The 20490-nt window shown below is 53.4% G+C and carries 21 protein-coding genes, 2 pseudogenes and 1 other annotated feature; of the genes and pseudogenes, 10 read left to right on the top strand and 13 right to left on the bottom strand.

Annotated features, from left to right (window positions below):
• Positions 1–120: 120 nt before the first annotated feature.
• From recR to KAJ71_RS05240, 6 genes and pseudogenes are all read right to left on the bottom strand, one after another.
• Positions 121–726 (bottom strand): recombination mediator RecR, encoded by a 606-nt coding sequence (gene recR / locus KAJ71_RS05265; protein ID WP_024484410.1) that lies wholly within the window; start codon positions 724–726, stop codon positions 121–123.
• Positions 726–1055, bottom strand: coding sequence for a YbaB/EbfC family nucleoid-associated protein (locus tag KAJ71_RS05260; RefSeq protein ID WP_021180123.1), 330 nt, complete (start codon positions 1053–1055; stop codon positions 726–728). The genes recR and KAJ71_RS05260 overlap by 1 nt, the downstream gene beginning before the upstream one ends.
• Positions 1056–1095: 40 nt before the next feature.
• A complete protein-coding gene (gene dnaX, locus KAJ71_RS05255) occupies positions 1096–3048 on the bottom strand; it encodes a DNA polymerase III subunit gamma/tau (protein ID WP_248944718.1) in 1953 nt (650 codons plus the stop codon).
• Positions 1699–1763 (bottom strand) — a sequence feature (DnaX frameshifting element). (Overlaps the previous gene by 65 nt.)
• A 409-nt stretch (positions 3049–3457) precedes the next feature.
• Positions 3458–4397: pseudogene (locus KAJ71_RS05250) on the bottom strand (Rpn family recombination-promoting nuclease/putative transposase).
• A gap of 189 nt (positions 4398–4586) precedes the next feature.
• Positions 4587–5138: an adenine phosphoribosyltransferase gene (gene apt / locus KAJ71_RS05245; RefSeq protein ID WP_248944716.1), complete on the bottom strand. Its 552-nt coding sequence runs from the start codon at positions 5136–5138 to the stop codon at positions 4587–4589.
• 147 nt (positions 5139–5285) lie between these two features.
• A complete protein-coding gene (locus KAJ71_RS05240; protein ID WP_248944715.1) occupies positions 5286–5666 on the bottom strand; it encodes a DUF454 family protein in 381 nt (126 codons plus the stop codon).
• A gap of 150 nt (positions 5667–5816) precedes the next feature.
• Between KAJ71_RS05240 and priC the strand changes: the two genes are divergently transcribed.
• Together priC and rsmS are read left to right on the top strand one after the other, a co-directional pair.
• The gene (gene priC / locus KAJ71_RS05235; RefSeq protein ID WP_248944713.1) at positions 5817–6353 is read left to right on the top strand and encodes a primosomal replication protein PriC; all 537 of its coding nucleotides are present in this window, start codon (positions 5817–5819) and stop codon (positions 6351–6353) included.
• A gap of 132 nt (positions 6354–6485) precedes the next feature.
• Positions 6486–6665 carry a pleiotropic regulatory protein RsmS gene (gene rsmS, locus KAJ71_RS05230; protein WP_021180129.1) on the top strand — a complete coding sequence of 60 codons (180 nt, stop codon included), beginning with the start codon at positions 6486–6488 and terminating at the stop codon, positions 6663–6665.
• 70 nt (positions 6666–6735) lie between these two features.
• Here rsmS and KAJ71_RS05225 read toward each other — a convergent pair.
• The 3 genes and pseudogenes from KAJ71_RS05225 to acrR form a co-directional block, all read right to left on the bottom strand.
• Positions 6736–7360: pseudogene (locus KAJ71_RS05225) on the bottom strand (hypothetical protein); the annotation flags it as partial.
• A 7-nt stretch (positions 7361–7367) separates the two neighbouring features.
• Entirely contained in the window at positions 7368–7721 is a 354-nt protein-coding gene (locus KAJ71_RS05220) for a DsrE/DsrF/TusD sulfur relay family protein (protein ID WP_024484402.1), read from the bottom strand.
• Between the two features lie 21 nt (positions 7722–7742).
• Entirely contained in the window at positions 7743–8390 is a 648-nt protein-coding gene (gene acrR, locus KAJ71_RS05215) for a multidrug efflux transporter transcriptional repressor AcrR (protein WP_248944712.1), read from the bottom strand.
• A 142-nt stretch (positions 8391–8532) separates the two neighbouring features.
• On the opposite strand from acrR, the gene sdeX reads away from it, so the two are divergent.
• The 4 genes from sdeX to ykgO all read left to right on the top strand — a co-directional run bounded on the left by sdeX (position 8533) and on the right by ykgO (position 13447).
• On the top strand, positions 8533–9714 hold the full coding sequence (gene sdeX, locus KAJ71_RS05210; RefSeq protein WP_248944711.1) for a multidrug efflux RND transporter periplasmic adaptor subunit SdeX: 1182 nt from the start codon (positions 8533–8535) through the stop codon (positions 9712–9714).
• Between the two features lie 17 nt (positions 9715–9731).
• The gene (gene acrB / locus KAJ71_RS05205; protein ID WP_248944710.1) at positions 9732–12878 is read left to right on the top strand and encodes a multidrug efflux RND transporter permease subunit AcrB; all 3147 of its coding nucleotides are present in this window, start codon (positions 9732–9734) and stop codon (positions 12876–12878) included.
• Between the two features lie 158 nt (positions 12879–13036).
• Positions 13037–13294: a type B 50S ribosomal protein L31 gene (locus KAJ71_RS05200; protein WP_065686283.1), complete on the top strand. Its 258-nt coding sequence runs from the start codon at positions 13037–13039 to the stop codon at positions 13292–13294.
• A gap of 12 nt (positions 13295–13306) precedes the next feature.
• Positions 13307–13447, top strand: a complete 141-nt coding sequence (gene ykgO / locus KAJ71_RS05195) for a type B 50S ribosomal protein L36 (RefSeq protein WP_021805462.1) — start codon at positions 13307–13309, stop codon at positions 13445–13447.
• A 109-nt stretch (positions 13448–13556) separates the two neighbouring features.
• Here ykgO and KAJ71_RS05190 read toward each other — a convergent pair whose 3' ends face one another.
• Genes KAJ71_RS05190 through KAJ71_RS05180 form a run of 3 tightly spaced genes read right to left on the bottom strand, consistent with a single transcriptional unit; the run spans position 13557 to position 16010 of the window.
• Complete coding sequence (locus KAJ71_RS05190; protein ID WP_248944708.1) at positions 13557–14435, bottom strand: metal ABC transporter solute-binding protein, Zn/Mn family; 879 nt, start codon at positions 14433–14435, stop codon at positions 13557–13559.
• A gap of 25 nt (positions 14436–14460) precedes the next feature.
• Entirely contained in the window at positions 14461–15318 is an 858-nt protein-coding gene (locus KAJ71_RS05185) for a metal ABC transporter permease (protein ID WP_248944707.1), read from the bottom strand.
• Complete coding sequence (locus KAJ71_RS05180; RefSeq protein ID WP_248944706.1) at positions 15318–16010, bottom strand: metal ABC transporter ATP-binding protein; 693 nt, start codon at positions 16008–16010, stop codon at positions 15318–15320. Before KAJ71_RS05180 ends, KAJ71_RS05185 begins: the two co-directional genes overlap by 1 nt.
• A gap of 380 nt (positions 16011–16390) precedes the next feature.
• Here KAJ71_RS05180 and KAJ71_RS05175 point away from each other — a divergent pair, with 380 nt between their 5' ends.
• The 3 genes from KAJ71_RS05175 to KAJ71_RS05165 all read left to right on the top strand — a co-directional run bounded on the left by KAJ71_RS05175 (position 16391) and on the right by KAJ71_RS05165 (position 17524).
• The gene (locus KAJ71_RS05175; RefSeq protein ID WP_248944705.1) at positions 16391–16744 is read left to right on the top strand and encodes a hypothetical protein; all 354 of its coding nucleotides are present in this window, start codon (positions 16391–16393) and stop codon (positions 16742–16744) included.
• A 157-nt stretch (positions 16745–16901) separates the two neighbouring features.
• Positions 16902–17270 carry an Hha toxicity modulator TomB gene (gene tomB, locus KAJ71_RS05170; protein WP_248944704.1) on the top strand — a complete coding sequence of 123 codons (369 nt, stop codon included), beginning with the start codon at positions 16902–16904 and terminating at the stop codon, positions 17268–17270.
• 50 nt (positions 17271–17320) lie between these two features.
• Complete coding sequence (locus KAJ71_RS05165) at positions 17321–17524, top strand: HHA domain-containing protein (protein ID WP_021180142.1); 204 nt, start codon at positions 17321–17323, stop codon at positions 17522–17524.
• 81 nt (positions 17525–17605) lie between these two features.
• On the opposite strand, the gene KAJ71_RS05160 is transcribed toward KAJ71_RS05165, so the two are convergent.
• Complete coding sequence (locus KAJ71_RS05160; RefSeq protein WP_248944703.1) at positions 17606–18532, bottom strand: LysR family transcriptional regulator; 927 nt, start codon at positions 18530–18532, stop codon at positions 17606–17608.
• A gap of 135 nt (positions 18533–18667) precedes the next feature.
• Between KAJ71_RS05160 and KAJ71_RS05155 the strand changes: the two genes are divergently transcribed.
• Entirely contained in the window at positions 18668–20455 is a 1788-nt protein-coding gene (locus KAJ71_RS05155; protein ID WP_248944701.1) for an adenine deaminase, read from the top strand.
• The last annotated feature ends 35 nt before the right edge of the window (positions 20456–20490 follow it).

The raw sequence follows: 20490 nt of genomic DNA, 5'->3' as shown, positions 1-20490 counted from the left end.
CAGTAACGACCAAATCGGACATGGGGATTAAATGGGGTTAACTGTGAGGTTTTTCAAGCGGCTGGCGGGGAATTTTTTGTGAACTGATTACGGGGCAGAGGGCTGCCCCGTACAGGATCATCAGAATTTGATCGCGTGGCGTCCGGCCAGGGAGTGCGACAGCGTGGTGCCATCCACCATTTCCAGTTCACCACCCACCGGAACTCCGTGGGCAATGCGGCTGGCAAGCACGCCATATTGGCCACACATCTCGGCGATATAGTTGGCCGTGGCATCCCCTTCCACCGTCGGGTTGGTGGCCAAGATCACTTCGGTGATGGTTTCCTTCTCCAGCCGTTGCTCCAGCCGATCCAGGCCGATATCGCCAGGGCCGATGCCGTCTAACGGTGACAGATGGCCCATCAGCACAAAGTAGCGCCCGGCAAACTGGCCGGTCTGCTCGATGGCATGAATATCCGCCGGGCTCTCCACTACGCAAATCTGGCCGTTTTGCTGGCGGCGCACATTATTGCAGATGGTGCAGGTATCCTGCTCGGTGAAGGTACGGCAATCGGCACAATGGCCGATCTCCGACATGGCACGGGTCAGCGCCTGTGCCAGCCGCATCCCGCCACTGCGATCGCGCTGCAGCAGCTGGAACGCCATACGCTGCGCCGACTTCGGGCCAACGCCCGGCAGGCAGCGCAGTGCCTCCATCAATGATTCAAGGAGCGGGCTGGTTTGCATCAGAACGGCATCTTAAAGCCTGGCGGCAACTGCATCCCACTGGAAACCGACGCCATCTTCTCTTTCTGGGTTTCTTCGATGCGGCGTGCTGCGTCATTGAAAGCAGCAGCGATCAGATCTTCCAGCATCTCTTTGTCATCTTCCATCAGGCTTGGGTCGATTTCTACCCGGCGGCAGTTATGCGCACCGTTGATGGTCACTTTCACCAGGCCTGCGCCGGATTCACCAGTCACTTCCAATTTGGCAATTTCTTCCTGCATCTGCTGCATCTTTTCCTGCATTTGCTGGGCTTGCTTCATCAGGTTACCCATACCGCCTTTACCAAACATAGTCGTCTCTCATAGCATTGGCCGCGCACTGTGCGCCGCGTTAAACAGGGCGAATACTCTCCTCATCCAGATCTGCATCAAAGAACCGACGCAGGGTCTGGATATTGGTATCCGCAACGATGGACTGGCGAGCCTGTGCCAGTTTTTCTTCATAAATGGCTTGCCGCCACTCCAGCGGAGTTCGCTCCGCCGGATTATCGTCTTCCACCACGCTGAGTTCAACCGTGCGGCCATGTAACTCACTGAGTGCCTGCGCAAGCGTCTTCTGCGCCGAAGGCGAATTCAGATGACGCTGCGAAGACCGCAGGTGGAGACAAATGCTGTCCGGTGCCAGCTGCTGCTTAAAGGCGTTTAACGCCAGTTGCTGCACCAGTTTCGGTATTTTTAGCTGGTCGATCTCTGCCGCCCAAGGATCGCGCTCGATGGACTCAACCACCAGTTTAGCCGACAGCTCAGGCGTTTTTTCATGTTCGAGCGCCGTGCGCAACGCTTTTGGCGTGGCTCGCGGTTCCGGTTCAGCTTCAGGTTCGGTTAGCGCACGCCAGCGATAGGCCTCCGGCTTGGCTGGTTTCTCCGTTACGATCTTTTCGGCCTGACGCTTCTGGCTGCGTTCGGTTACCGAGGCTAAACGCTCTAGTGCCGAGTTAGCCGGCCGCGCTATTCCTGGCGCCGCCGGCTCATTCTTTTTTGCGGTGGATGCCCCCTGTTGCCGCAGCAACTGGGTTCGCGCTTTAAGTAATTGCGCGGTAGCATCCGGTAAATTGGTTGGTTGAGTATTCTGCGGCGGCGCAGCCTGCCCTAAGGGAGGCGGGGCATCCGGATAGAGTGACGGTGGCGCAACGGCCATATTCCCCTGCGGCTGTGCGGGCGCGATCTGCACCATGGCCACTGGCTCTGGGATCACCGCTTTTGGGTGAAACGCCAGCGCGCGCAGCAGGGTCATCTCAACGCCCATACGGCGATCCGGCGCATAGGCCAACTCTTTGCGGCCAACCAGCAAGGTTTGGTAGTAAAGCTGTACGTCCGTTGGCGGCAGGGTGCGCGCCAGCTCACGTAACCGCTGCTCAATCGCAGCGTAATGGTTATCCAGCACTGCGGGTAGCAGTTGTACCATCGCAATGCGGTGCAGCAGCGCCAGCGTTTCCACCAGCAGGTTTTCCCAATCCACGCCGCGTGACGCCGCCTGGGCGACCTGCGCCATCACTTTTTCACCGTCGGCACTCACCAAGGCTTCCAGGATGGCCAGCGGCTGCTCATCATCCAACGTCCCCAGCATCTGGCTGACGGTGTCGGTCGTCACCTGCCCTTGCCCCATGGCGATCGCCTGATCGGTCAGGCTGAGAGCATCTCGCATACTGCCATCGGCAGCTCGCGCCAACAGTTGCAACGCGCGGGCATCGCTGGTGATGTGCTCTGCCAGTAAGACGGTTTCCAACTGCGTGCGGATCTGTTCCACATCCATCGCTTTGAGATGGAATTGCAGGCAGCGGGAAAGAATAGTGACCGGCAGCTTCTGCGGATCGGTGGTCGCCAGCAGGAATTTGACGTGCGCGGGCGGCTCTTCCAGCGTTTTCAGCAACGCATTGAAGCTGTGGCGCGAGAGCATGTGGACTTCGTCGATCAGGTAAACCTTGAAACGGCCACGCGCCGGGGCATATTGCACGTTATCGAGCAGATCGCGGGTGTCTTCCACTTTGGTTCGCGATGCGGCATCGATCTCGATCAGATCGACAAAGCGCCCCTGCTCAATCTCGCGGCAGTTATCACATTGGCCACAGGGCGTCGCGGTGATGCCCGTTTCGCAGTTCAAACCTTTGGCCAGCAGCCGCGCAATGGTGGTTTTACCCACGCCGCGCGTGCCGGAGAACAGATAGGCGTGATGGATCCGCCCCAGAGAGAGGCCATTAGCCAGCGCCGTCAGGACATGCTCTTGTCCGACAACCTCTGCAAACGTTTGGGGGCGCCACTTACGGGCAAGAACCTGATAGCTCATTAAGACTTCATCACTGATTTATGGAGTAATTTCAACCCAAGTAGTACATCGCAACATCAAGGACATTGCCATGTGGGCGGCCTGCTGGGTACCGAGGTTGAACCGATACCCTTTATCGTCCGATGGCCACTCACACTTTAGTGTAACAGTACGCCCACTGTCATTCCTATAACTTTGCATCATGCCAGCCAGACACGAGCCTGGTGACCAGCCAATGACAGGGAAACACCTTGGCGAAGGTTAACCACCTGAAAGAATTTATACTGTGTTTGACGGTGAAGAGCTATCGATGAAGCTTTGCCTGCCGTCTGAAACTGGTTTTTTTCAGTTTTAGCTAACCATGCAGTGGCCGGTTGCCCTTGGAAGTAGTACATATTGGAACGGCCAACGAACGCCAGCCGTTAAAGCTTTAGTGGCGGATCTGGGCCAGTTCGTCTTCGGTCAATCCCGTTGCCTCAAGCACGGCCTCACGAGCCATGCCCATTTTGAGCAGGCTACGGGCTACGTCCAGCTTACCCAGCAGAACACCTTCTTCGCGGCCTTTCGCGACGCCAATCTGAACGCCTTTCTCGATGCCTTTCTCAATGCCTTTCTGCTCCAGTTGCTGTGCAATAGTCATTAGTTCGTCTCCGTGTTCGGGCACTCGTTGTGCCAACTCGCGTACAAAGGCTTCGGCGTCTGCGGTTTCGCCAGCCTGTACTAAATAGTGTACCAACGATATCACCTGTTGCGAAGAAAGATATCCCGCCAGCAAGATAGTCGCCAACCGGTCGGTCAGTTCCGTGATGTCGCGTTGGTGGATATGTTTCTGCAACAGTGTGAGTGCAGCCATGCTGCGGTGATTCATGATCTCATCGTCGGGAATAACGGTGACATCCACCAGAGGAAAATCAGTACCGTAGAGTTTTTTCGCCAGCTCAGGATCGTCAAACTCCTGCAGCCAGTTGGTTGAATACGGGTACGGGCTACGTTTACCGGTGTAGAACAATATCGGAATAACCAATGGTAGCTTTTTGTGCCCAGCCGCAAGATGACGCTGCATGGCGGCGATGGCGTAACGCAGCAGCCTGAAGGCCATATGGTGATCTGGCGTTGACTGATGTTCGATAAGCACATGAATGTACCCATCGCCCGCCGTGGTTTTCAGGCTGTAGAGAACATCGCTGAAATACTGACGTAGATCAGTCCTCAACAAAAGAACCGGATTCAAGCTTCAGAGTGCTGAGGTCGCAAATCTTGCGTAGTTCTGCCGGCAGATGGATTTCAAGGAAATCCTGTGCGGTCCCTGGGTGCATTAGAAACTGTTTGAATACCGCATCGTGTAAATTGAGTTTGCTGTTTTTTTTCATAATCGCTCACTTTTCAACCATGCCTGAATGAACTTTATCATATGAGGCCGTAGGTTAAAACGTTGTGGCGAGCCAGAGTCTTGGCGTTTTCAACAATGAATTGATGAGGATAGAAGACAGTAGGGAATGCGGGGATGTGGCTGCTAAACGTCAACCCCGCTGTGAACCACGGGGTTGCCATCTACGATATCAATGCCCGGCGAAGTCGAGCAGGCAGTAGCAATCAATACCCAGATTATTCAGGCGCGTTTCGCCCCCGAGATCTGGCAGGTTGATAATAAATGCCGCATCTGTCACTTCACCACCCAGACGGCGGATCAGCGTGGCGGTGGCTTCGATAGTGCCACCGGTGGCCAGCAGATCGTCAACGACCAGAACTTTATCGCCAGCAACAATAGCGTCGGTGTGAATTTCCAACTTGTCGGTGCCGTATTCCAACTCATAGCTTTCGCTCAAGGTAGCACGTGGCAATTTGCCCGGTTTGCGAACCGGCACAAAGCCAACACCCAGCGCCAACGCCACTGGTGCACCGAACAGGAAACCACGCGCTTCAGTACCCACCACCTTGGTGACGCCCGTATCGCGGTAACGCTCGACCAGCAGTTCAATGCTGGAAGCATACGCCAGCGGGTTTTCCAACAGGCTGGTCACATCACGGAACAGAATACCCGGCTTCGGATAGTCGGGAATGGTTTTGATACTGTCTCTAATATACTGAAGCTGTTGCGCAGTCGCGGTCATAGTTATTGCCTGATAAAACTTCCTAGTAACTTCCACACAGGCCATCAACTGCCACGCCGTGAACAAAAAAACGGCGGGAGGAAACCTGCGCACGAAAACGCCCAAATCTATGCAAAATGGCGGATAAATGCAACTGACGCCGCACGATCAGCGCTGTTTTTGTTGCGACAGGTCAATAACTGGCAGTCGGAGCATAAAAGTCAGCAAAATAACCAGGATCGCCAGCAGTACACCTCGCACCCACCAAAGCTTCACCAGCCAGAGGGATACGGCAAACGTCAACACAATAAGCAACACCGCTTTCCACTTGGCTCCGGGCGGTAACGCCTTATGCCGTTGCCAATGACGCAAATAAGAACCGAACCAGGAGCGATACAGCAACCAATAGTGAAACCGCGGTGAGGAGCGTGCAAAGCACCAAGCGGCCAACAATAGAAATGGGGTCGTCGGCAACAGCGGCAGCACCACGCCCAACGTTGCCAGCACCACGGCCAGCCACCCCAGTATAATCAAAAACCAACGAGTCATGCCTGTCCTTACCTATCATGATGGCCCGTTTACTGTACCACCCTTCTTGGTCATAATTCTGCCAGTTGGCGGCTTTATCCATCCAAAGCTTGTTTCACCGCCTTTTCACGGGCAAGCTTAGGCACCTACTGCCCTTTCGAAGGATCTCACGTGACTACGCTCCGCTTATTACAGGCGCTTGAACAACAAATCGCAGCCTTAGCAAGCGAAATCCAACCGCGAGGTGATACCCCGATCTCGCAGGCGCGGTTTGACGTTGCCCTGTTCTCCAACCACGGCACACGGTTACGAGATTATCTGGCCGAGATACAAAAGAACTTTGCCCAGTTACAAACGGCGGTCAAAGACAACCGTACCGCTCACGTCGCCTTTCTGGCGGAAAAGCTGGTAGCACAGCTCACCGCGTTACAGCGCGAAATGGCGACCCAGACGATACGGCGTAAAAATCAGCCCAAGGAAGTGGCGGTGGTCGATTTGTACCATAAGCTCGCCGAACATCAGGATTATGAACGCCGTCTGATCGCCATGATCCAGGACCGCGAAAGCCTGTTGGGGCAACAAACCACCTTCGCCGCACAAAAGAAGTTACAACAAGAACTGGCCGCATTCGAGGGCAGATTAGTGCGTTGCCGGCAAGCGTTGGCGCGTATAGAGCGCAGCATTGAGCGAAAAGAAAACGGTTTTTGATTATTTGTCACATTATTTTAATGATTATTCCCCTCCCCGCACCAGGTTCACTATACTCAGCCAAAGCACAATATCGCCTCTCCTGCGTTTAAAACACGGGAAGATACCTTCACTAACACAAACGTTGGACTTATGTCGCTAGAGAATGCCTCCCCAGAATTACAACTGGCGGTAGACTTGATTTACCTGCTGGAATGCAACGAGATCGATCCGGCAACGGCGCTGGCCGCGCTGGACATCGTCAGAAAAGACTATCAGGAAAAGATGCAGCGTGCGGGCATCACCTCACCGTATTTGCCCGCGGGCCAATGATCATGGCCCGCTAGCGTTATTTGTCAGGTTCCTACACCGCAGGTTGATTACCGATGCCTGGAACCTGCGCCCGCTTGACCTCCAGCACTTCGTTGCCCTGCTGGCTATGCAGATACACTTCCAGTTGGTTGAAGGCGATATTAATGTCGTTCTCACGGCATAGGCGGTCAATCGCTCGGTTCAGTTCATCCACCGTATAGCTGCGATCGCGCAGTTCACGCACGTACAACCGCAGCTCATGATCCAGCGTGCTGGCGCCAAAGTTGAGGAAAAATACCATCGGCTCAGGATCCGTCATCACCCGCGGATTTTCATGCGCCGCCTGCAACAGCACCGCCTTGCCCGCCACGCTGCTGGAGTAATGCCACAGGGTAACGCTGTCGAGATAGGAGATCACTGTCACCAGATCCGACCCTATCGCATAAAACGCACTGGCGAAGATCAAAAACAACGCCATGGTGGTCAAACGCAGCGACTGCTGGTTGATTTGATCCAGCGCCAGCGGCGGTTCTTCCAACGGCTCGTTACCTTCGGCTCCCTCTTTCTCATTGTTGGCGGCGTGCCAGAGCACGGCGATAGGCCAGACGACGAGCTGCGACGCTGAGACCACGGATCGCCGCCAGATACACGATATTCCACAGGAAAAACAGATACAGGCTGTCGATCCAACGGCCTGCCAAACGTAACGTGGTGTAGACGAGATCAGAAAGTCAGCACTTTCTCCGCCGCCAGCGTCCACTGGGCCAATTCCACCAACGTGCCAATTTCTACGCCATCGGCCAGCTTCAGTTGGCTGACGCCACGGGCATCGGCACAGGTTTTACACAGTTTGACCGGCACCTGCTGCGCCGTCAGAATTTCCAGCATCTGCTGCAAATGATAGCCTTCACGCGGCTGCTGCCCGGCAATGCCCGCCACGACCGCATCGGACATCAGAAACAGTTTCAACTGCAGCTCGGGCTGCTGTTCTTTCAGGGTGATCGCCAGACGTAGCGCATTGAATAACGATTCCTGGCCATAAGCCGCACCGTTGGCAATCAGTAACAGAGATGACATTTGGATTCTCCTTATCGAGGTCTACCGGACTGGCACGTTCACACGTAAAGAAGGGCTAAGCTGCGCCATTTCGAGGAAGCTGTCGACCAAAATACTCGCCTCCGCTTTGAGATCAAAGCTTTCCGGCATAAACAGCCAGTTCTCCATCAGGCCGGTGATGTAAGCGCGCAAGATGATTGCAGCCCGGCGAGTATGCAGATCGGCTGGGAGTTGTCCCTGATCCATACTATTGCGTAAAACGCGTTCGATACGGTCATAACCTTCAAGATAAAGCACCTTGCGAGCGTCATGTAACGGCATCATTTCGCCGATAAATTCGCATTTATGGAACACGATCTCCATCAACGCCCGACGCCGACAGTCATCAACCGTAGCGGTCAAAATATAAATCAGAATTTCTCTTAAAATACGCAGTGGATTATCAGGATACTTTGACTGATACTCTATCTCCAGGTCGCCTATTTTCGACTCTGATAGCTCCCAAACTTCATTAAACAGGTCTACCTTGTTCTTGAAGTGCCAGTAAATTGCACCACGTGTCACCCCTGCAGCGGTGGCGATATCTGTCAGTGAGGTTGCTGATACGCCACGTTCAGAGAATTCCCTCACCGCAGCGTCAAGGATCTGCTGTCGTGTTTCTTGCGCCTGCTGTTTGGTTTTTCGTGCCATGCTGTTGTTTTTTACAGGGAGTGTGATTTACATACATTCGCGAATGTATGTACCATAGCACGCAGATAAAATTAACGCAGCAATGGGTTTTAAAGCTTGTGATCCATTGATCAATTTGAAATCGGACACTTGAGGTTTTTCTATGAACAAAAACAGAGGGTTAACGCCTCTGGCGGCAGTTCTGATGCTTTCAGGCAGCTTAGTGCTTACAGGATGTAATGATAAAGAAACCCAGCAACAGGCCCAACACCAGGCTCCTGCCGTGGGTGTGGTGACGTTGAAGGCTGAACCTCTCAATATTACTACCGATCTTCCTGGTCGTACCGCAGCATACCGCATCGCCGAAGTTCGCCCTCAGGTTAGTGGCATCATCCTGAAACGCAACTTTACTGAAGGCAGCGATATCAAGGCGGGTGTTTCACTGTATCAAATCGATCCAGCGACCTATCAAGCAGCTTATGACAGTGCCAAAGGCGACTTGGCCAAAGCTCAAGCTGCTGCAGAAATCGCGCGTCTGACAGTCAACCGTTACAAACCTTTACTGGGTACCAGCTACATCAGTAAGCAAGACTTCGATAATGCCAATTCCACCCTGCTGCAGGCTAACGCTGCCGTGGTTGCTGCCAAGGCAGCCGTGGAAACCGCACGTATCAACCTGGCTTACACCAAAGTCACTTCGCCAATCTCTGGTCGTATTGGTCTTTCATCGGTAACCGAAGGGGCGCTGGTGACTTCCGGTCAGGCCACTGCAATGGCTACCGTGCAGCAACTGGATCCGATGTATGTCGACGTGACCCAGTCAAGCAACGACTATCTGCGCCTGAAACAGGAATTGGCTAACGGCACCCTGAAGCAGGAAAACGGCAAGGCTAAAGTGAAGCTGCTGCTGGAAAACGGCCAGGAATATGCGCAAGAAGGTTCATTGGAATTCTCCGACGTAACCGTTGATGAAACCACCGGTTCCATCACTATTCGTGCCATTTTCCCTAACCCGAACGATGCCTTACTGCCAGGTATGTTTGTGCGCGCCCGTCTGGACGAAGGCGTGCGTAGCGATGCCTTGCTGGTTCCGCAAGAGGGCGTTACCCGTAACCCACGTGGTGAAGCTACCGCGATGGTTGTCGGTGCAGACGATAAAGTGGAAGTACGTACGCTGACCGCCGCGCAGGCGATTGGCAACAAGTGGTTGGTGACGGCTGGTTTGAAACCGGGCGATCGCGTGATTGTCACTGGCCTGCAAAAAATCAGGCCTGGCGTTCAGGTGAAAGCGCAAGAAGCTGATAGCAAGCCGCAGACTGCGTCTGAACCCGAGAAGAAGTCATAAAAAGGAGCCGGTAATACATGGCTAAGTTCTTTATAGATCGCCCCATATTTGCATGGGTAATCGCCATCATCATTATGTTGGCGGGCATCTTGTCGATCATGAAGCTGCCTATTGCGCAATATCCGACCATTGCGCCACCAGCAGTCACGATCGCCGCCAACTACCCGGGCGCTGACGCTAAAACGGTGCAGGATACCGTGACGCAGGTTATCGAACAGAATATGAACGGTATTGATAACCTGCTGTACATGTCCTCCAACAGTGACTCGTCCGGTAACGTCCAGATTACGTTGACCTTCAACTCTGGTACTGACCCTGATATCGCTCAGGTACAGGTACAGAACAAGCTGCAGTTGGCGATGCCGCTGCTGCCACAAGAAGTACAGCAACAAGGCGTTAGCGTTGAGAAATCAAGCAGCAGCTTCCTGATGGTAGCGGGCTTTATTTCCGAAGATGGCAGCATGACGCAGGAAGATATCGCGGACTATGTGGGTTCCAACATCAAGGATCCTATCAGCCGTACCTCTGGTGTGGGTGATGTGCAGCTGTTTGGTTCCCAGTACGCGATGCGTATCTGGCTCGATCCCAACAAACTGAACAATTACCAACTGACCCCGAGCGATGTTATCGCTGCGATCAAGGTTCAGAACAACCAGGTTGCTGCAGGCCAGCTCGGTGGTACTCCACCGGTAAAAGGGCAACAGCTGAACGCCTCGATCATCGCACAAACCCGCCTGACCTCGCCGGAAGAATTCAGCAAGATCCAGCTGAAAGTCAACCCGGACGGTTCGCAGGTGCGTCTGAGAGATGTGGCCAGAGTTGAACTGGGTGGTGAAAGCTACAACGTTATTGCTCGTTATAACGGTAAGCCTGCTGCCGGTATCGGTATCAAGCTGGCAACCGGTGCCAACGCCCTGAACACAGCGTCAGAAGTCAAGGCAGAACTGGCCAAACTGGAACCGTTCTTCCCTGCAAGTCTGAAAGTTGTTTACCCTTATGACACCACGCCGTTCGTTAAGATTTCCATTAACGAAGTGGTAAAAACCCTGATTGAAGCGATCATCCTGGTATTCCTGGTGATGTATCTGTTCCTGCAGAACTTCCGCGCTACGCTGATCCCAACGATTGCCGTGCCGGTAGTATTGCTGGGGACGTTCGCCATCCTGGCTGCGTTTGGTTTCTCGATAAACACCCTGACGATGTTCGGCATGGTGCTAGCGATAGGCCTGCTGGTGGATGACGCCATCGTGGTGGTAGAAAACGTTGAGCGTGTCATGGCCGAAGAAGGCCTGCCGCCAAAAGAAGCCACCAAGAAATCGATGGAACAGATCCAGGGCGCCTTGGTGGGTATCGCCATGGTGCTGTCAGCGGTATTTATCCCGATGGCCTTCTTCGGTGGGTCAACCGGGGCAATCTATCGCCAGTTCTCGATTACCATCGTTTCTGCCATGGTGCTGTCGGTATTGGTAGCGTTGATCCTGACGCCTGCGCTGTGTGCCACCATGCTCAAACCGATCCCGAAAGGCGATCACGGCATCAAGACCGGCTTCTTCGGCTGGTTCAACCGCCTGTTTGATAAGAGCACCCACCACTATACCGATAGCGTAGCGAACATTCTGCGTAGCACTGGGCGTTATCTGGTGATCTACCTGCTGATCGTGGTTGGTATGGCGGTACTGTTTATGCGCTTGCCTTCCTCGTTCCTGCCGGACGAAGACCAGGGCATCCTGCTGACCATGGTTCAAATGCCAGCGGGTGCCACCCAGGAGCGTACCCAGAAAGTCCTGGACGAAGTTAACCGCTACTACCACGAGAAAGAAGGCGACAACATTAACTCGGTGTTTACCGTTAATGGCTTCGGCTTCAGCGGCCAGGGCCAGAACACCGGTTTGGCGTTTATCAGCCTGAAAGACTGGTCTGAACGTAAAGGTGAAGAGAACAAGGTACCGGCCATTGCAGGCCGTGCTATGAGGGCTTTCTCACAGATTAAAGACGGTCTGGTATTCGCCTTTAACCTGCCAGCGATTGTGGAACTGGGGACGGCAACCGGCTTCGACTTCCAGCTGATCGATCAGGCTAACCTGGGTCACGAGAAACTGACCGCAGCACGTAACCAACTGTTGGGCATGACGGCAGAACATCCAGACTTGCTGGTCGGAATGCGTCCGAACGGTCTGGAAGATACACCGCAGTTCAAACTGATCATCGATCAGGAGAAAGCACAGACGCTGGGCGTTTCCCTGAGCGATATTAATACCACCATCGGCACCGCGCTGGGCGGCTCGTATGTGAACGACTTTATCGACCGCGGTCGTGTGAAGAAGGTTTACGTACAGGCTGAAGCCCCGTTCCGTATGCTACCGGAAGATATTAATAACTGGTTTGTTCGTGGTCGCACCGGGCAGATGGTACCGTTCTCCTCCTTCGCCACGGCGAAATGGGAATTTGGTTCACCACGTCTGGAACGTTACAACGGCCTGCCATCAATGGAAATCCTCGGCCAGGCGGCACCGGGTAAGAGTACCGGTGAAGCGATGGACATGATGGAACAGCTGGCGGCAAAACTGCCAAACGGCGTCGGCTATGACTGGACCGGTATGTCCTATCAGGAACGTCTGTCCGGTAACCAGGCTCCGTCACTGTACGCCATCTCGCTGATCGTGGTGTTCCTGTGTCTGGCTGCTCTCTACGAGAGCTGGTCGATTCCGTTCTCCGTTATGTTGGTTGTGCCACTGGGGGTCATTGGTGCCCTGTTGGCCGCGACCATGCGCGGGCTGGAAAATGACGTTTACTTCCAGGTAGGCCTGTTGACAACCATTGGGTTGTCGGCGAAGAACGCGATATTGATCGTGGAATTCGCCAAGGACCTGATGGATAAAGAAGGTAAAGGGTTGATCGAAGCAACATTGGAAGCGGTGCGTATGCGTCTGCGTCCAATCCTGATGACGTCACTGGCCTTTATCCTCGGGGTTATGCCGCTGGTTATCAGCAGCGGTGCAGGCTCCGGCGCTCAAAACGCGGTAGGTACCGGCGTAATGGGCGGGATGGTGACAGCTACCGTCTTGGCTATCTTCTTTGTACCGGTGTTCTTCGTGGTGGTTCGCCGCCGCTTCAGCAAAAAGACTGAAGATCTGGAACACGCCCATCCGGTTAAGCATCACTGATGCTTTCCTGCTGACAACCAAGGCCGCGCAAGCGGCCTTTTTTATGCCTGCTATTTAGCCAATAAGCCCAACGCTGATTAACACAATTTTGAGGTTGATCCCGATCCCAGAGAGGTGCATAATTATTGTTATAGTATAACATAACAATTGAGGCCGTCATGAAAACAGGCATCCATCCAGACTACCGTACCGTGGTATTTCACGATCTCAGCGCCGATACCTTCTTCAAGGTGGGGTCGACCATCAAAACCGATCGCACTATCGAGCTTGAAGGTAAAAGCTGGCCCTACGTCACCATAGATGTCTCTTCCGCTTCGCATCCGTACTACACCGGTAAGCAGAAAGAGTTCTCAAAAGAAGGCAGCACCGCGCGCTTCCAGCAGCGGTTTGGCCATTTGGTTAACAGCAGAAAATAATCGGGGTTGATGATGCAAGTATTGAGTTCACTGCGTTCGGCGAAGGGTCGCCATCCGGATTGCAAAGTTGTGCGCCGTCATGGCCGCGTCTTTGTGATTTGTAAGTCCAACCCGCGTTATAAAGCGGTACAGGGACGTAAGAAAAAGCGTTAAGCCAAAGTGTCATTAGTAGCCAAAGCCCCGTTGCTGCTCAACGGGGCTTTTTTATTGCCAAATGCCACGGCAAAGAGAAAAACCCACCGCACACGGTGGGGAATAAAACCTACTTCATGCTGCCAGCAATAGCCTCAACATTGTGTTTGAACGCCTGTACATAGCTGGCCGCCGGGCCTTGCGGTTTGGATAGTGCTTCAGGATACAACTCCCCCCCCGCTTTCGCTCCCGTTGCCGCCGCGATTTGCTGCACCAAGCGCGGATCCGTTTGGTTCTCAATAAAGTAGGCATGGACTTTTTCCTGCCTGATCTGCTTGATCAACCCGGCGACATCGCTGGCACTGGCTTCAGCCTCGGTAGAAAAACCGACCGGGGCAAGGAAGGTGACGCCGTACTCTTGGCTAAAATAGCCGAAAGCATCATGGCTGGTTAGCACCTTGCGTTTTTGCTGTGGCACCGCCGCGAACTGTGCTCTGGCCCAACTATCGAGCTGCTGAAGCTGTTGAATATATTCACCGCCACGTTGGCGGAAATAGGCGGCGTCTTCAGGATCTGCAACAATCAGCGCATTCATCACGTTGGTCGCATACTGCACGCCATTGTTCATGCTGTTCCAGGCGTGTGGATCGGTGACCTGTTTACCCTCTTCTTCCATGCTTCGCGACTCGATCCCTTTGGATACGGTGATCACAGGCCCCTGATAACCGGAAGCCTTCACCAACCGGTCGATCCAACCTTCAAGCCCCAATCCGCTGACAAACACCACATCGGCCTGCGCCAGTTGCTTGCTGTCTTGCGGCGATGGCTCAAAACTGTGCGGATCGCCATCCGGGCCAACCAGCGTACTGACTTTCACATGTTCGCCCCCCACCTGTTTGACGATATCGCCAAGAATAGAAAAGCTGGCCACGGTCTCAACGGTTTTCGCCTGCGCTAACGGGCTGGCGAGCAGAGCAGCTGCCACCAGCGTTATGGTTAAAGATTTCATGTTTTCTCCTTGCAGATAGCACTTCTCAATGACGCGCACGGCGCAACATCCCGCCACGCGTCCCAAACAAAATCGAAATTAAAAACGCCACGCTGGCACTAAGGACGATCGCCGGGCCTGCGGGCAGCGAAGCGTAGTAGGACCACTCCAAACCAATCAGGCTGGCAAGTAGCCCAATCCCCATAGCCACGGCCAAGGTCTGCGGCAAATCTCGTGCCCAAAACCGAGCGCAGGTCGCCGGTAGCATCATCAGCCCTACCGACATCAAGGTGCCAAGGATTTGAAAACCGGCCACCAGGTTGATCACCACCAAGGCGAGAAAAAGCCCGTGGACCCACGCCAGCCAGCCTGGTGCGCTAACGCGTAAAAAAGTGCAGTCAAAGGATTCAATCACCAGAGCGCGATACAGCACAGCCAACATCATGAGCGAAATACTGGCGATAATGCCGACCATAACAATCGCCTGTGCATCCACCGCCAGGATCGAGCCAAACAGTACGTGTAGCAGGTCAACGCTCGATCCGCGTAAAGAGACCAGCGTGACGCCCAACGCCAGCGACCCCAAATAGAAACCCGCAAAGCTGGCGTCCTCTTTTAACGGGGTTTTGCGGCTCACCAGTCCGGACAGCATGGCTACGGCCAACCCGGCAATAAATCCCCCTACGCCCATGGCTACCAGCGACATGCCAGAAATCAGATAGCCGATGGCTGCACCGGGTAATACCGCATGAGAAAGCGCATCGCCCACCAGGCTCATCCGGCGCAGCAATAAAAACACCCCTAGTGGTGCAGCGCTCAGAGATATTGCCAGGCAGGCAACCAATGCCCGTCGCATAAAACCGAAAGAGACAAAAGGATCGAGCAGCAGATGGAGTAGCGTCATTACGCGGCCCCCCTCTGATTAGCCGCCGTCGAATAATGCGCTAACACTCGCTCGGCATTATCCCAATGGCAACGCTCGGGGGTGAGCAACAGCGCTTCGGGGAAATGGTTGGCCACGGTAGACATATCGTGCAATACGGCAATCACCGTCTTTCCCTGCCGGTGTAACTGCGCAATGACCCGCAGCAACAACTGAGTGGTTGCCGCATCGATGCCGGTGAAGGGTTCATCCAGTAAAATCAGTGGTGCTTGCTGGACCAGCAAACGGGCAAATAGTACGCGTTGCAGTTGCCCACCGGATAACTCCCCCACCACCTCACAAGCCATTGAACTCATGCCCACGGTGTCTAACGCGCCGGCAATTTGCTGCATGGAGCGTTTATTTACACCGCCAAACAGGCCGCTTTGCGGCCAGCGGCCCATGGCGACCAGATCCTTGACCAGAATAGGAAATTGACGATCCAACTCCGCCAGTTGTGGCAAATAGGCCATCGCCGGAGCCTTTCCGCCCGCAAAATTTAGCTTGCCGCCCAGCAACGGATGCAACCCGGCCAACGATTTCAACAACGTAGATTTACCGGCACCATTAACACCGATCACCGCAGTTAATGAACCGATGGCAAAACGACCGCATAGCGGTGGAAACAGAGGAGTATGGTCATAACCCACAATGGCGTTTTGCAACGTCATCATGGCAGCGCAACCGCCCACGCAATGGCTAACCAAAGCAGGATCAGCAACAGGGAAACGGCACCGCAGCGCAAAACTACAGTTGAGGTAAACAGGGTCACAGGCAGGAGAGGCAGCATGGTTATCGCCAAAAAGAGTATAGTTAATGTAATAATATAACATCACAACAACTAACAGATCTCAAGCCGTTCAAGTGCGAATAATGCAACGGGACGTAACATTTCCAGGCTATCGAGCCGATGCCGCTGGGTGAGCGGCGGAACTATCGAACAGTAAAAATCCCAAAGCTGGGTAAAAAATCGTTATTCAGCGAAAAGTTTGCCCACCAAGGCTGGAAAAGGAGTAAGATAGCGGCATAGAATGTGATACAACCAGATATCCAAATGCTAGTGACGCTAAGCCATTGTTCCGAAATAGGCACACTTTCCGTGAAACAACTAAGGAAAGTGATCGGTAATCGATTATCTGATTTGGCACCGGCGCTCACCAGTGGGCTAAGTTTTTACTCCGAGAATGCACGCTATGTGGAAGGCTCATTAGAAATCATTGAGATTAACTGCATCAGTAATAGCGAGTATTCAATGAGTTACCGCTATCAGTGGTCGATTTTTAACGCATGCCTGGATATCAGTAGTGAAGAATACATAAATGATACTGTCACTTTTACCCTGACGGAAAAGGGTTTGATGTTTGAGGTTATCGACAACTCGCGTCCATCAACTGCTGACGAATTGTAAGTTTCGGTAATAGTAACAGGCTAGATGGCAAAAAATGATTTATATTTATTATGCTGAAAGTTTATTAAGCCTAAGCTAAGCTTCACTGCATATGATGTTAAATCAGTGTACTCACAGAGTGTTATCAACACCGAAATTAAGACTGACGGGAGATGATATGGATGAGTATTCGCCTAAAAGGCACGATATTGCTCAACTCAAATTCTTGTGTGAAAATTTGTATGACGAAGGCATAGCAACCTTGGGCGACAGCCACCACGGCTGGGTAAACGATCCAACGTCCGCCGTCAATCTGCAGCTTAATGAGCTGATCGAACATATTGCTTCGTTTGTAATGAGTTTTAAAATTAAATACATGGACGAAGGTGATTTATCGGAACTGGTCGAAGAGTACCTCGACGATACCTACACCCTGTTTAGCAGCTACGGTATTAATGATTCCGATTTGCGTCGCTGGCAAAAAACCAAGGCACGCACATTCAGATTGTTCTCAGGACAGGGCATCTGTACCACGATGAAAACTTAGGGGATAATTATCCTCAAATAATTTTACGGTTAATAAGACTAAAGGTTATCATGACAAAAATTGACTATCTGATGCGTTTGCGTAAATGCACCACGATTGAAACCCTTGAGCGCGTGATCGAGAAAAATAAGTACGAACTTTCTGACGATGAGTTAGAGCTGTTCTACTCTGCCGCCGATCATCGCCTGGCCGAACTGACCATGAACAAGCTGTACGATAAAATCCCGGTCGCCGTTTGGAAATTTGTAAGATAATCATAGTAGCCTTGCGTTGAGCCGATAATATTATCGGCGTCAATGGTCGCTCAGATTAAGTATTATCTTAAAAATTCAAGTTTACTTGCCTCTGAGCTGGAAATCGTACAGTAGCAATTGGAAACAGTTTTCAATTAAAGGTGAGTGATTTTGTTCTGCGCTGCGCATAAGTGCTACAGTGCGGCTAAGTAATGGCTGCTGTAATTGAATAACGGTTAATTCTTCATCGTTTAAATGCGTTGTATAAAGCTGCGGCAAAATAGCCACCGCTAATTGTGAGCGCACCAAGCCATACAGCGTTTCCAGAAAATCAACCTGATAACGCGCCGTTAAGTTCAGACGATGGCTTTCCGCCAATGCCGACACCAATCGACTGCTGTTCCCTTTCGAAAATACCGCAATATCCCTGTTAGCCAATTGCCGCCAAGGAAGATGATGTGGTTCAGCCAAGGGATCGTCCCGACGCATCACCGCCACAAACGGATCTTCCTGCAACGGATAGATCTCAAGCCGATCTGACACCGAACTGTCCAAAGCCCCAATGCCGAAATCTATTTGCCCATTCTCCAACTGTAGCAGCAGGGAATCATTAGTTTGATCGTGGAATTCTATGCGTAAACGTGGGAAATGTTGCGCCAGCAATCGCGGTACAGCAGGAAACAGCAGGTTGCTCACCGAAGGCACCAGACCAATACGTAACGTGCCATCCCCACCGGCCAACATGACGCGTTGCATATCATCAAAGGTAGCGTGAGCCACATTCAACAGCCGCTGCGCATGTGGCAGGATCGCCGTGCCTAGTTCCGTCAGGGTCACCGCAGAGGCCGTTCGATTGACTAACCTCCCGCCAAGCACGGTTTCGGTTTGCCGCAGCGCACTGCTTAACGCGGGCTGACTGATCGCCAGACGGCTGGCGGTATCGGTGAAATGCCGTAGCTGCGCCAGGGTCACAAAGTACTGAATTTGCTTGAGGGAAAGCGCGGGTAACCGTCGCCATGGCTCGGACATAGCCTAACCTGCCAGAATAATAGGTAAACGTTTGCCACAGCATAACCGTTTCTTATCACACAATAAATTAAATCATCTGTGCAAAGCTTACGCCCCCGCCTACAGTAACCCCTTACTCTTATTCTGGGGATTATCATGACCACCTTTTCTGTCAGTACCGGTGAACGCCAACGTGCCGTACAGGCCGCGCTGGGTAATACGCCGTTTGATCTCTTGCTGACCAACGCCAACCTGATCGACATGGTCACCGGGGAGATCCGCTTGGTTGATATTGGCATTGTCGGCCCACTGATCGCCAGCGTTCACCCTTGTGGCTCTTTGCAAATGGCACATCAGACACAAGACTTGGCAGGGGCCTTCCTCAGCCCTGGTCTGATCGATACCCATGTGCACGTTGAGAGTTCCCATCTGCTGCCAGAACGCTATGCCGAGATCGTCGTCGCACAGGGCACCACCACTATCTTCTGGGATCCACATGAATTGGCGAACGTGCTTGGCGTTGCCGGAGTGCGCTACGCGGTGGATGCCAGCCGCAATCTGCCTCTACGGGTGATCTGCGCGGCTCCCTCCAGCGTACCTTCAACGCCCGGGCTGGAAATGTCCGGTGCCGACTTTGGCGGCAATGAAATGGATACCATGTTAGCCTGGCCCGAAGTGGGCGGCGTGGCGGAAGTGATGGATATGCACGGCGTACTGCACGGTAGCGAGCGGATGCAGGAAATCCTCAACGCCGGGCTTAACAGCGGCAAACTGATTGAAGGCCATGCGCGTGGTTTGAGTGGCCCGCAGCTGCAAGCCTATCTGGCCGCAGGCGTGACCTCCGACCATGAACTGACCTCTGCCGCCGATGCCCTGGAGAAATTACGCTCCGGGCTGACGCTGGAGATCCGAGGTTCTCATCCTTATCTGTTGCCTGAAATTGTTGCGGCATTAAAATCGCTACCGCATTTCTCTTCCCAAATCACCATCTGCACCGATGATGTGCCACCCGATATGCTGTTGGAGAAAGGCGGCATTATCGCCCTGCTCAATCTGCTGATTGAACACGGATTACCGGCCACCGATGCGTTACGGATGGCAACGCTCAACGCCGCCATTCGCTTGCAACGTAACGATCTGGGCCTGATTGCCGCAGGAAGGATCGCCGATATGGTCGTCTTTGACTCACTGGAACACCTCCAGGCCCGGCAGGTGTACGTTGCTGGCCAGTGTCTGGCAGAGCAGGGCAAAATGCTGGCTCCGGTACAAGCCACGCCAGGCGTATCCGCACCGCGTGACACGCTCCACCTGTCGCCATTGGCCGCCGATGATTTCATCATGCGTGTTGCCGCCATTCACCACGGCCAAGCCACGTTGCGCCATATCAAAGGTGCACGCTTCACTCAATGGAATGAAACCACGGTAGAAGTCCGCAACGGCAAGGTACAGCTCCCGTCTGGGTTCAGTCTGATCTGGGTACAGCATCGCCACGCCCGGCATCCTGCCAAGCCTCAGTTGGCATTACTGGAAGGTTGGGGTGAATTACGGGGGGCGATTGCCACCAGCTACTCTCATGATTCGCATAACCTGGTAGTGCTGGGTCGCGACCCTCATGACATGGCGCTGGCCGCCAACGCATTGATCGCCACCGGCGGCGGCATGGCTCTTAGCCAGAACGGTGAAATATTGGCACAGGTGGCCATGCCGATCGCCGGGATGCTTTCCGATCTCCCCGCCGCACAGCTGGCGCAGCAATTTAAAAACCTGCGCGACCTGAGTGCCAAGGTTGCAGACTGGGAACCGCCCTACCGGGTGTTCAAAGCGATTGAAGGCACCTGCCTGGCATGCAATGCCGGACCACACTTGACGGATTTGGGCCTGACCGACGGCACAACGCGCCAGATCGTCGATCCGCTGGTTGCCTGCTGGGAAACTCCGGCATAAGCGTCAAGAAAAGAGCATCGGTTGCTTGTCGGTGC

The organism is Serratia silvae, from assembly GCF_023282985.1.
Classification (GTDB): Bacteria; Pseudomonadota; Gammaproteobacteria; order Enterobacterales; family Enterobacteriaceae; genus Chania; species Chania silvae.
The sequence above is the reverse complement of the archived record's forward strand: the minus strand, read 5'-3'. Positions and strand labels throughout refer to the sequence as shown.

What these genes read in the sequence shown, in the direction of transcription:
- KAJ71_RS05240 (WP_248944715.1), bottom strand. Translation starts at nt 5,666, where the DNA reads ATGACTCGTTGGTTTTTGATTATACTGGGGTGGCTGGCCGTGGTGCTG.
- KAJ71_RS05260 (WP_021180123.1), bottom strand. Translation starts at nt 1,055, where the DNA reads ATGTTTGGTAAAGGCGGTATGGGTAACCTGATGAAGCAAGCCCAGCAA.
- KAJ71_RS05160 (WP_248944703.1), bottom strand. Translation starts at nt 18,532, where the DNA reads ATGTCCGAGCCATGGCGACGGTTACCCGCGCTTTCCCTCAAGCAAATT.
- KAJ71_RS05175 (WP_248944705.1), top strand. Translation starts at nt 16,391, where the DNA reads ATGCTAGTGACGCTAAGCCATTGTTCCGAAATAGGCACACTTTCCGTG.
- KAJ71_RS05185 (WP_248944707.1), bottom strand. Translation starts at nt 15,318, where the DNA reads ATGACGCTACTCCATCTGCTGCTCGATCCTTTTGTCTCTTTCGGTTTT.
- rsmS (WP_021180129.1), top strand. Translation starts at nt 6,486, where the DNA reads ATGTCGCTAGAGAATGCCTCCCCAGAATTACAACTGGCGGTAGACTTG.
- sdeX (WP_248944711.1), top strand. Translation starts at nt 8,533, where the DNA reads ATGAACAAAAACAGAGGGTTAACGCCTCTGGCGGCAGTTCTGATGCTT.
- ykgO (WP_021805462.1), top strand. Translation starts at nt 13,307, where the DNA reads ATGCAAGTATTGAGTTCACTGCGTTCGGCGAAGGGTCGCCATCCGGAT.
- apt (WP_248944716.1), bottom strand. Translation starts at nt 5,138, where the DNA reads ATGACCGCGACTGCGCAACAGCTTCAGTATATTAGAGACAGTATCAAA.
- KAJ71_RS05165 (WP_021180142.1), top strand. Translation starts at nt 17,321, where the DNA reads ATGACAAAAATTGACTATCTGATGCGTTTGCGTAAATGCACCACGATT.
- KAJ71_RS05220 (WP_024484402.1), bottom strand. Translation starts at nt 7,721, where the DNA reads ATGTCATCTCTGTTACTGATTGCCAACGGTGCGGCTTATGGCCAGGAA.
- dnaX (WP_248944718.1), bottom strand. Translation starts at nt 3,048, where the DNA reads ATGAGCTATCAGGTTCTTGCCCGTAAGTGGCGCCCCCAAACGTTTGCA.
- acrB (WP_248944710.1), top strand. Translation starts at nt 9,732, where the DNA reads ATGGCTAAGTTCTTTATAGATCGCCCCATATTTGCATGGGTAATCGCC.
- KAJ71_RS05190 (WP_248944708.1), bottom strand. Translation starts at nt 14,435, where the DNA reads ATGAAATCTTTAACCATAACGCTGGTGGCAGCTGCTCTGCTCGCCAGC.
- KAJ71_RS05180 (WP_248944706.1), bottom strand. Translation starts at nt 16,010, where the DNA reads ATGATGACGTTGCAAAACGCCATTGTGGGTTATGACCATACTCCTCTG.
- KAJ71_RS05200 (WP_065686283.1), top strand. Translation starts at nt 13,037, where the DNA reads ATGAAAACAGGCATCCATCCAGACTACCGTACCGTGGTATTTCACGAT.
- tomB (WP_248944704.1), top strand. Translation starts at nt 16,902, where the DNA reads ATGGATGAGTATTCGCCTAAAAGGCACGATATTGCTCAACTCAAATTC.
- KAJ71_RS05155 (WP_248944701.1), top strand. Translation starts at nt 18,668, where the DNA reads ATGACCACCTTTTCTGTCAGTACCGGTGAACGCCAACGTGCCGTACAG.
- recR (WP_024484410.1), bottom strand. Translation starts at nt 726, where the DNA reads ATGCAAACCAGCCCGCTCCTTGAATCATTGATGGAGGCACTGCGCTGC.
- acrR (WP_248944712.1), bottom strand. Translation starts at nt 8,390, where the DNA reads ATGGCACGAAAAACCAAACAGCAGGCGCAAGAAACACGACAGCAGATC.